The sequence below is a fragment of the Acidobacteriota bacterium genome, assembly GCA_033549365.1.
In the GTDB taxonomy this organism is placed as follows: Bacteria; Acidobacteriota; Aminicenantia; order Aminicenantales; family Saccharicenantaceae; genus JAWSUF01.
In genome coordinates, this window is record JAWSUF010000027.1 from 1 (window position 1) to 9261 (window position 9261).

Sequence of the window (9261 nt, forward strand, 5' to 3'; positions counted from 1 at the left end):
CGACATGCCCCTTCTCGTGGCCCGCATCCGGATTGCAGAAGCTCACCGAAAAGCCGTAGTGACACTTGAACCGCAGGAACAACTCGGCCAGGCTGACCTTGTCCCGGACCCGGCGTCCCACTCCGCCGGCATTATCGAAGACGATCTGCCTTGGCACCCCGCCGATGTGATGGAAGATGTCCCCGAGCCCCCGGCAGACGCACTCGGCCGTCTCCCCACCGAACGTCTGGAAAAAACCTCCGTTACTGTGGGGGAAGCTCAGACACAGGTACTTGATCTGTCGTTTGACGCCGCCCTCGACAACATCGGCTTCCCCGAAGTCCGCCTGGGCGACCCCAGCCGGCCAGACGAGCTCCAGGTACCCCGGCTCGGCTCCCCGCTCCCGTTTCTTCTCCTTCAGGTACCGCTGGACCCTCGGCCAGCCACTCATCGATCTTCGGCTTCCAGGGGTCCAGTTTCGACGCCAAGGCCCGTTTTCCCGGGAGGCCGCCGTTGAAGTCTTCGACCTTCATGTACTTGGTCACGGTTTTCCGGTTGAGGTTGAGCCGACCGGCGATCTCCTGCGACCCCAACCCTTGTCGTTGAAGTTCCTTGATCTGATCAATTTGATTCATTCGGAGCATGTCTCCTCCCTGCAGGATATCCTACAGGGTCTTGCCCCGCGATTTTTATGGGTATTTTTGACGATTTTTCTGCCCATTTCCGTTTGATCATTCTGTCCCTTTTCCCTTTATCACAAAGAATCCACACTTCATCGAATTCGCGTAGGGCTGAGAGAGCGATCATAGCTTTGTCCGAGAGGACAAGGTTCTGGGATCTTTAGACCGGCTTCATGGGCTGATGGCTCAAGCGGCTAACTGATGGGAGTTATGATAGCCCCGAAATTGCGAACGAATCTTGACACGACCGTCCCTCTTCAGCTCGACAGGAGCTTTTGAGGTTTTTTTAGCCATTCCAGTTCCACTTTGAGCTGGCCGATTGTCAAGAATTCCCCGGCTCCCCCCGCACCAAATAACTCCCCATCGCATCCTCGAACTGCATCCTGCGTGCATGATCGAGGCCGCGGGCCACGGCCGTGAAGGCCTGGCAGATCGTCCAGCGGCTGACACCGAAAAGCGTGGTCTCCTTCATGACCTCCTGCGCGATCCACGCGCCGATCCGGCCCCGGGGATTTCCGAGCCGGTAATCCCTGAAGATGCGGGCGATTTCCTCTCCCGCGTCCTCGACATGCCCGGCCCGGCTTTCCGAAAGGCGACCGGCCATGACCCCGCCGCTCATGAGCGCCCGATCCAGAGCGTCGGTCAGACGGCCTTCGAGAACGGTCCTTTCTACCCCCGTGTATCGGTTTCTCCAGCCGGGTTCCTTTTCCACCGGCTGGGTGATGCCGTTGGCGCAGATCACCCGGAAAAGCACATGACGAATCTCCATGGGTCGCAACCCCGTCTCGCTCGTAATCAGATCCATCCCCGCCATGATGGAGTCGGGCATGGCGGCGCTTCCGAAATTGACGCTGTCGCCGAGCAGGATGCGGGCAAACCACGTGTCTTCATCCACGCTCATCGATGCGATCCGGACATTCCTCCCCTCGGACACGCATTCCAGGGCATCGGCTACCTGGACATCGTCGATGCGGACAAAACTCCGGGGCAGAATCGCCCTCAAAACCGGCCTCTTGGCCAAACGCAACCGCAACAGAAAAAGCGCCCCCTCGCCCGCCTCCGACATTTCCAGCATGGATCGCAGCAGGTTCAGCCCAAGCGCGGCCGGGGCCTTGGCCGGGATCTGTGCGGGAATGGAAGCGATCGAACAGAGCTGCCGGAACGACGTCGGCGTGAATTTGAGATCGACGTCGGCGCCTTCGACACGGGCCGTCATGAAGTAGCGGTCCGGCGCCGGGGCCAGCGAATCGCCGACATTCAGGCGGACCTCGGGCGGACGCAGGGGGAGATAGACGTCCTGTGTTTGCCCCCTCTCCTGCAACAGAATCGATCGCGCTCTTTCGACGGGCACCGTCTTGAGTCCGGGTCTTCGAGCCATGTTATCCTCCTTGTTGTTTTTTGCATTGATGAACCAATTCGCAGGTCCGGCAGATTTTCTCGGGCACCAGGGACGGCCGGTAACAATCCTTTTCCTCGATGACGCGACCCCGCCCGTCAATTTTCAAAAACCTCCGGGAGCCGGGCGCATGCGTCCACATCGGCGGGATGTCCGATCCATCGCCCGAAAGGTTGGAGTTCGCCGGAGGCACAACGTTGAATCCCATCTCCTTCAGGACATGCAGCCGCTGCCGCGAATGGCGCCTCAGGACGCCCGCGCCGTCGTCGTCCCAGAAATCGACATAGAGGCAGGCCTTCTTGCCCGGGGCTTTGCGCATCCCCCGCCCGATCGTCTGAATGACGCGGGCCCTGGACTTCATGCCGCCTGCGGCGACCAGAACATGAATCCCCGAAATGCTGACGCCTTCCTGGAACAGACCGGACGTTGCGACCAGGCCCTTGAGCCGTCCGCAGGCAAAATCCTCCGTGAGGCTCCGAAGCTTCAGCCCGGAGACGCCGCCGTGGGCGAATCCGCAGGAAGATCCGAGACCGGCCTGAAGAATCGATCCATGTTCGATCCGGTCGATCAAGACCAGGGTCGAAAAGCCCTCCGCCATCTTTTCTGCGCCAAGGGCGATGATCCGGCCGTTTCTCTCCTCGTTTTCGACGATACCCTCCCGGTAGATCGCCGAGAACGGCTTCTCGGCCATGTTTCCGGCCATTCGACAGAACTCGATCCGGACATCGATCGGGCAGGCGTAGCCGTTTTCGATGAGAAAACCCGCCGAGTATTTCCCTCCGGTCAGAGGCATTCCGGCCAGGGCGTCCAAAACGGCCTGGTCGGAGCCCGTCCGGAACGGGACGGCCGACAGGAAATACTGGTAGCGCGGTTCCAGACGCCGGATGAGATCCTGATAGGACCCCGCCGCGGCGTGATGCCCTTCGTCAAAGACGAGGGTGCCGTGCCGCCAAGGATCGAGATCCGCCCCGTCCTTGTCGAGGCTCTGGATCAAGGCCACGGTCAGGCGTTCCGGGCGGCGGATGCCGCAGCCGACGACGCCGGGCTCGAACCCGAAGAGATCCGCAAGACATCGCCGGGTCTGATCGAGGAGAACCCGCGTCGTAACCAGCCACAGCGTGGGAAGGCCCAGGCGGGCCGCAACGGCCGCCGCAAGAAGCGTTTTCCCGCCGCCCGTGCCCACATCGATGAGGCCGCGCCCCCTGCGGACGGCCTCGGAGACGACTTCCCGCTGGTAATCCCTGAGCTCAACATGGCGCAATGTCCACGACAGGTCCGGGCGCGGGGATGATCTCAGGTCGCGGATCCGGAAGCGGCAGCCTTCCTCCCTGAACGTTCTTTTGACGGCAGGCAGGGCTCCCGTCAGAAACACGCCGCGAACCCCATCATAGACGAGGGGGATGTGGCCTCCGAGGCTCCCATTCAAAACGGCGTCCAGGGCGGCGTTCGGGTAAGGCCCGATGATCCGGGATTCGACGTTGCCCAGCCGAATCTCAATCGCGGCGTTGGAAAAGCTCATGAAACGGCTCCCGACAAAATGTTCTCTACAGCGAACTAATGTATGCCCACGAAAACGGTTTGTCAAGCTTTTTTTGTTATTTCTGGAGAACGTCTTGTATTTTTACGGAGAACATGCATAATAGGGGAATCTTGGAGGTTAACAACCGGTGAAACCTAAAAACGAGCCCTCCCTGGGGGAACTCCTCCGCGCCCTCCGTGAAGAACGGGGGATGAGTCTCTTCGAGCTGGAAAAGGCGTCCGGTGTCGGCAGAGGCTATATCTGGGAACTCGAAAAGGAAGCCAAGGACAATCCGTCCATCGATATTCTCCAGAAAATCGCCCGCGGGCTGGACGTCCCCGTCTCCAGGCTCATCGGCGAACCCAGGGCCGAATCCGGCGCCTCGGCGCAGGAGCCCCCGGGATTCAAAGCGTTCCTGGAGAAAGAGGCGAGCGCCGGAACGCCCGTGCCCCCGGAAGACATCGAATGGCTGAAACCCATCGTGTACCGGGGACGCCGGCCTCGAACCGCCGATGACTGGTCCCTTCTGTACGAGCTCGTCAAACGGCTCGTCTATGCGGAGAAAAAGCCGAAATGACGGCGATCGGCACCATCGACTTTCCGGCCCAAAACCCGGCCGCGGCCGGGGAGGCCGTGGTCCGGAACGCCCGGGCCCTCATCGAAAAGACCCGCGCCGCGCATCCCGACTGGATCCCGCCTCCCTTCGACCCCGGTCTTTATGCGGCGGTGCTGGGCATCCCGGTTCACTACGAATCCACGCCTCAGGACTGGGACGCCGTCTTCGTTCCCCTTCCGGGCCGGCGGCGCATCATCATCAACGCCCGCGTCCGATCGACGGGGCGGCGGCGGTTCAGCCTGGCGCATGAGATCGCCCACAGTTGGTTCGACGATCCGTCGGGAGCGCGCTATTTCCTGAGAACGCTCGACCGCAAAGCCTATGAGAGCGATCCGGCTTCCGCGGCGCTCGAAAAGTGCTGCGACGCCGGGGCCGCCGAACTCCTCATGCCGCAACCCTGGTTCGGTGAGGAACTGATGCAGTGCGGGCTCGGTGCGGCGGCGGTCCCCGAGATCGCCGGGAGGTTTGCCGTCAGCCTGGAAGCCGCGGCCCTCCGGATCGTCGAAACCCGGGAGGCGGAGACGGCCATCGGGTTTTTCGAGTTCGTGCCGCCCGCGCCTCGAAGCGGGGGGCACGGCCGGGGAGACATGAGGCCGGAGAGCGGATGTTACCGCGTCCGGCGGCTTTTCAAATCAGGCGGATTCCCGTTCCTTTTTCCGGCCCGGAAATCCGTTCCTGCATCGTCCGCGATATACCGATCCTCCCTGGGACAAAAGGAAATCTTCGGCACGGAAGACTTCGAACTCGGGCCGATCCGGGCGCGCCTGTGCGTCTCGGCCTTTCCGATTTACGGCAAAAGGCGGACGGATTGCCCACCGCCTGTGTGCGCCGTCTTTGAAGAAGAAACCCATTCGGGAGGACGGTGATGGAGCCTGAAGACGTCGTTTCGGCTTTTCTGGAGCAAAGGGAACGCTTCGAGGAAGACGAGCCCCGGCGAAAGGAAGAACGCCTGGGCAAGTTCATCCTGTCGGGCAGCCAAGCCCGGGATTTTCTTTTCCATAAACCCGATTATCCTAAAACCGAAGACAAGCAGATGTTTCGGAAAACTGCGATTGGAGAGGACCGCGTCGACATCCAAACCTGGCTGGAAAGAACACCCGCCTATAAAGTCAGATATACGCTGACGAGAGTCGACGGTGAATGGAAGATCAGCGAGCTGTATTTCCCGTGTTCTCGGTGTGACGGGAAGGGAAAAACTCGGCTGAAAGCGTGTTCCCGCTGCAAGGGCACGGGTTGGGAATCGCTGACCAACCTTATGGATGAATGACCGATTTCTCCAAAAACCTCGCCCGGCTCTGCCGCCGCGCTCTGGCGGGCATTCCGCCGGATAAACGCCTGCCGAATTATCGCGACCTTCTCGATCATCGACTGAAACTTGAGCTGCAGCGCATCCGTCAATGGGGGCTGGCTCCGTTTCTTTTGTTCGTCAGCGATATCCACCGATTCCGGAGCGAACGCCGCATTCCGTTTTCGGGAGGGTTGGGAGCGGAGTCGTCCAGCCTGGCCGCCTATCTTCTCGGCCTGGCGCCATTGGAGCCGGTTCGCCACGGCTTCATTTTCGAACGCCTGCTTTACGAAAAGACCCAGAGCCTTCTCAACTTTCATATCGCCCTGAAGGCCGAGGATTGGGTCGCGCTCAGGGATTTTATGCGCAGCCGCTTACCCAGCATACCGGCGCCGCAGATGGTTAAAGCCATGAGGGCTGCCATGGAGCTCAACGCCGATGAGGATGCAAGACAATGGTGGGCCGTCGATTATCAGGGCCAGGTTCTTCTGGATTCCCTGGAGCGACGAACCGGAATTTCCCCGAAGGGGATGGCGCAGCCCGGACCGATCAAATCGCTGCTTCCGGTGTTTCAGAAGGGCACCCGAAGGGGAATCCCGCACTTTGAAGGCCCGCACATGGCCAAGTTGATCCGGGCGGCGAAAATAAAAACGGCGGATGATCTGATTTGCCTTTTTGCCATAAGCTTCAGACAGCCTCCTTTCGGGAAGATGACGGATGCCTTTTTCCAAAGGCGGCGGCCGCTCAACGGGCTTTTCAAGACGATCCCTCCTCTGCGGGACATCCTGGCCGACTCCCGCGGCCTCCTTCTTTTTCAGGAACAGACGATGCGGATCGCCCGGGAAATCGCCTCATTAACCCCGATGGAGGCGAACCGCCTCCGCCGCGATTTGGGAATGCGGCGGGACACGGACTTATGGAAAAAACGGTTTATCAGGAAAGGGCGAAACCAAGGTTTTCCGCAACCGGCCCTGGAGGCTCTTTTCGATGTTCTGGACGGATCGGCCGGACATCTCTTTGTCAAGGTGTCGGCTGCGGCGCACGTCGATTTGGCGTTGAAGCTGGTTTATTTCAAAGCCCACCATCCCAAAATCTTCAACGCGGAACTCCGGAGTCTCTCGCGTGGCGCACCGCCCGTTCCCCAGATAATCGACCTTACGGCCTGGATCCCCTTGATGAAGGAGCATGAAGCATGAGCATTCAGGGGCTTCTGAATCGGCTTGTCAATTTGAAAAAGCTGGTCGACGAGCCGTAAGCTGTGAAGAATAAAGTGAAGACAAAATCGGATTTCGAGCTTCCCGGAGAACCGGCGCAAATATTGGCGTGGTTGTCAAATGCCCGAATCGGCGGTCCTGAAGGGCCCCTTTTCAGCGGGCGGGATTTTCCTTTTGACCCGGGTCCCGATCAAAAGGAGAAGCTTGTCGCCCGCGCCGCAGCTGCTCTCAATTGCCGACCGGTGTGGACCGCCACATCGGAACTCTATATCGTGTCGTTTTTCTGCCAATCCGGCATTGTCGACAACGAAAAGAAATTCTTTCGCGCCTGTCAAACCGGCCGGGTTCTGATCAACGGCATACCTGTCAATCATCCCGAACTTGGGTACATGCCCTCAAAGGCGAAAGAACTGACCGATATGGAATACAGCATCTTCTTCGATTTCGCCCACGTGGTCTATGGAGCCCGCCATTACCTTGTCCGGCCGGAACGATAGAGTGTCTTTTCGCCCAAGAGAAATTCAGCGCCCGTCTTCGCCATAGCCCCAGCGGGCCGGGTCGCCGCGGAACCGGTCATCGGGGGGGATAAGCTCGACGGGAATGCCCCGCTCCACCCAGGCTGAAAGAGCACGGACGTCCGCCCTGACCCTGAAGTGGAACCAGGGCAGGTATTCGAGAATGACGTTGCCTTCCCAGTTGAGATCCCGCAACCGGTCCACGACGGAAAGACAAAACGCATCGACGGGCAAATGATGCTCGCCTTCTCCCACGGTGGAGAGATGAACGGTTTTGATGTTGTGGCGGTACCCGTCCACAATCTCCATGATCTCATTGCGATCATGAAGATGCGCCGTATCCAGGGTCATGGGCAGGCCGAAAGAGATGATCTCTTCGGGCTTCAGCACCCGGTTTTTTCCTCCGAACGTTTCCACGGAAAAGATCCCTTCGGCCCCCGTCTCCCGCTCAATTCTTCGGATGTTCCGGAGGGCCTGCTGTTGAGATGCCTCTCGGCGGCTCCTGCAATTTCCCGGATGAATGGTGATGTCCTGAACACCCAGTTCCCTGGCGAGTTCCACGGTCTGCCTGCCCCAAAACAGGAAGGCCTCATCCGATATATTGCCCTGCGTCGCGTGAATGGAAAGAATGCGGATAGTTGAGGCCATTAAAAAAGAAATAACACCAGCCAGCGAATCGGCCATGGGCAGCCACAACTCCGTATAGCGCCAGGGCAGGGCCAGCTCGATCGGAAAATCGATGTTCCGGAAATTCTTCTCCAGGTCCTCGATTCGATCGAAGCCGACTCTCCCGCCGATTTTCATGATTTGCAGCTTAAGCGACTTGTTTCAACGCCCCTTCGGAGCGGCCAGAGCATCTTCATAAACGGCACGCAGGCTGATTCCCGAAACGGCGCCCCAGTTCTCATCATAATGATCGAGAAACATGCGAAAATGATCTTCGTCCCAATCTTCATGTCGCGTGAGATGAAGCGGAATGTTGTGGACGGCCTCCATGAGATCACGAATCTCCGACAAGGCGGATTCCTGAAGCTCTCGAGACATCTCTTCCCTTCGATCGCCGAGAAAACGAGCCCGGAGACAGGCCCGGTAAATCACTTCGAGAAGCGCCGAGAGATGCGGTTCAGGAGCCATCATGTCGCCTGATTCCTTTCGCAGGAGTTTGATGCCGTGAGATTATCACCCCGTGAAAATCGCGTCAAGATCGTGTCGGCTCTATGGCAAAACGCTTGGCAGAAGTATTGTAAAAAAAAGATATGTTAATATGTTTGACATGAGAAAGCCCGCCCAACCGATATTGAAAACGGAGCGATTGCTTTTGCGCCCCTTCGCCTTGTCCGATGCCGCGGACGTTCAGCGGCTGGCCGGGGATCGGGCCGTTGCCGACACTACGGAACGGATTCCTCATCCTTACGAGGACGGGATGGCGGAATCATGGATTGCGACGCACGCCGAGAGATTCCGGAACCTCGAAGAATGCACGTATGCGATCCTGCTCAAGGACATGCCTGAGCTTGTCGGCGCCGTCGGCCTGATGTTGGCCATGGAGCATCGCCGCGGCGAACTGGGTTACTGGATCGGCCGGGATTACTGGAACAGGGGATACGCGACCGAGGCGGCGCGGGCCGTCATCGACTTCGGCTTCTCCGTACTCGGACTCCATCGCATTCAAGCCAGGCACATGACACGCAACCCGGCCTCCGGCCGCGTCCTGGAGAAGCTCGGCATGCGGCATGAGGGCCGCCTTCGCGGCTATACCCTCAAATGGGGCGTATTCGAAGATGCCGAAATCTACGGGATTCTTAAAGATGATCGAACGAGATATAAAAATTATTCTTTGATTTAGCGCTTGAGATTTCCCGACCCTCTTCGCTATAGTTTTTTGTTTTCTAAGATTGTCGAATCGATGAGTTTCTTGATTTTTATCTCCTCCGGACAGCCTGGATTATCCGTAGTACTTTTCTGATAAATGGAAAACCCATTTTTAGAGCTTGTTTCAAAGTTACGTGATGGCATCGATCCACCTGTAGTTGGAGATGAGAGACACAAGGTGTAAA

12 protein-coding genes are annotated in these 9261 nt (G+C 58.7%); 6 read left to right on the forward strand and 6 right to left on the reverse strand.

What is annotated here, in order from left to right; translation table 11 throughout:
• The 3 genes from SCM96_15510 to SCM96_15520 form a co-directional block, all read right to left on the reverse strand.
• The coding region (locus SCM96_15510; protein MDW7762033.1) for an IS21 family transposase at positions 1-430 on the reverse strand (430 nt) is incomplete at its 3' end.
• Between the two features lie 551 nt (positions 431-981).
• On the reverse strand, positions 982-2037 hold the full coding sequence (locus tag SCM96_15515) for a hypothetical protein (GenBank protein ID MDW7762034.1): 1056 nt from the start codon (positions 2035-2037) through the stop codon (positions 982-984).
• A gap of 1 nt (position 2038) precedes the next feature.
• Positions 2039-3574, reverse strand: coding sequence for a DEAD/DEAH box helicase family protein (locus SCM96_15520; GenBank protein ID MDW7762035.1), 1536 nt, complete (start codon positions 3572-3574; stop codon positions 2039-2041).
• 148 nt (positions 3575-3722) lie between these two features.
• Here SCM96_15520 and SCM96_15525 point away from each other — a divergent pair, with 148 nt between their 5' ends.
• The 5 genes from SCM96_15525 (at position 3723) to SCM96_15545 (ending at position 7186) form a co-directional block, all read left to right on the forward strand.
• Entirely contained in the window at positions 3723-4151 is a 429-nt protein-coding gene (locus SCM96_15525) for a helix-turn-helix transcriptional regulator (protein ID MDW7762036.1), read from the forward strand.
• On the forward strand, positions 4148-5056 hold the full coding sequence (locus tag SCM96_15530) for an ImmA/IrrE family metallo-endopeptidase (protein ID MDW7762037.1): 909 nt from the start codon (positions 4148-4150) through the stop codon (positions 5054-5056). The genes SCM96_15525 and SCM96_15530 overlap by 4 nt, the downstream gene beginning before the upstream one ends.
• Entirely contained in the window at positions 5056-5457 is a 402-nt protein-coding gene (locus SCM96_15535; protein MDW7762038.1) for a hypothetical protein, read from the forward strand. The genes SCM96_15530 and SCM96_15535 overlap by 1 nt, the downstream gene beginning before the upstream one ends.
• Positions 5454-6671: a hypothetical protein gene (locus tag SCM96_15540; GenBank protein ID MDW7762039.1), complete on the forward strand. Its 1218-nt coding sequence runs from the start codon at positions 5454-5456 to the stop codon at positions 6669-6671. Before SCM96_15535 ends, SCM96_15540 begins: the two co-directional genes overlap by 4 nt.
• Before the next feature lie 74 nt (positions 6672-6745).
• Positions 6746-7186, forward strand: coding sequence for a hypothetical protein (locus SCM96_15545; GenBank protein MDW7762040.1), 441 nt, complete (start codon positions 6746-6748; stop codon positions 7184-7186).
• Positions 7187-7210: 24 nt separating this feature from the next.
• Here the strand turns inward: SCM96_15545 and SCM96_15550 are convergent, their stop codons facing one another.
• Positions 7211-8008, reverse strand: coding sequence for a hypothetical protein (locus SCM96_15550; protein ID MDW7762041.1), 798 nt, complete (start codon positions 8006-8008; stop codon positions 7211-7213).
• A gap of 24 nt (positions 8009-8032) precedes the next feature.
• On the reverse strand, positions 8033-8341 hold the full coding sequence (locus tag SCM96_15555; protein MDW7762042.1) for a hypothetical protein: 309 nt from the start codon (positions 8339-8341) through the stop codon (positions 8033-8035).
• Positions 8342-8468: 127 nt separating this feature from the next.
• Between SCM96_15555 and SCM96_15560 the strand changes: the two genes are divergently transcribed.
• Complete coding sequence (locus tag SCM96_15560) at positions 8469-9050, forward strand: GNAT family N-acetyltransferase (protein ID MDW7762043.1); 582 nt, start codon at positions 8469-8471, stop codon at positions 9048-9050.
• A 26-nt stretch (positions 9051-9076) separates the two neighbouring features.
• Here the strand turns inward: SCM96_15560 and SCM96_15565 are convergent.
• Positions 9077-9261, reverse strand: a 185-nt coding sequence (locus tag SCM96_15565; GenBank protein MDW7762044.1) for a hypothetical protein, incomplete at its 5' end; no start/stop codon positions are given.

Coding starts and splice junctions, on each gene's coding strand:
- SCM96_15515 (MDW7762034.1), bottom strand. CDS start 2,037: ATGGCTCGAAGACCCGGACTCAAGACGGTGCCCGTCGAAAGAGCGCGA.
- SCM96_15520 (MDW7762035.1), bottom strand. CDS start 3,574: ATGAGCTTTTCCAACGCCGCGATTGAGATTCGGCTGGGCAACGTCGAA.
- SCM96_15530 (MDW7762037.1), top strand. CDS start 4,148: ATGACGGCGATCGGCACCATCGACTTTCCGGCCCAAAACCCGGCCGCG.
- SCM96_15535 (MDW7762038.1), top strand. CDS start 5,056: ATGGAGCCTGAAGACGTCGTTTCGGCTTTTCTGGAGCAAAGGGAACGC.
- SCM96_15540 (MDW7762039.1), top strand. CDS start 5,454: ATGACCGATTTCTCCAAAAACCTCGCCCGGCTCTGCCGCCGCGCTCTG.
- SCM96_15550 (MDW7762041.1), bottom strand. CDS start 8,008: ATGAAAATCGGCGGGAGAGTCGGCTTCGATCGAATCGAGGACCTGGAG.
- SCM96_15555 (MDW7762042.1), bottom strand. CDS start 8,341: ATGATGGCTCCTGAACCGCATCTCTCGGCGCTTCTCGAAGTGATTTAC.
- SCM96_15560 (MDW7762043.1), top strand. CDS start 8,469: ATGTTTGACATGAGAAAGCCCGCCCAACCGATATTGAAAACGGAGCGA.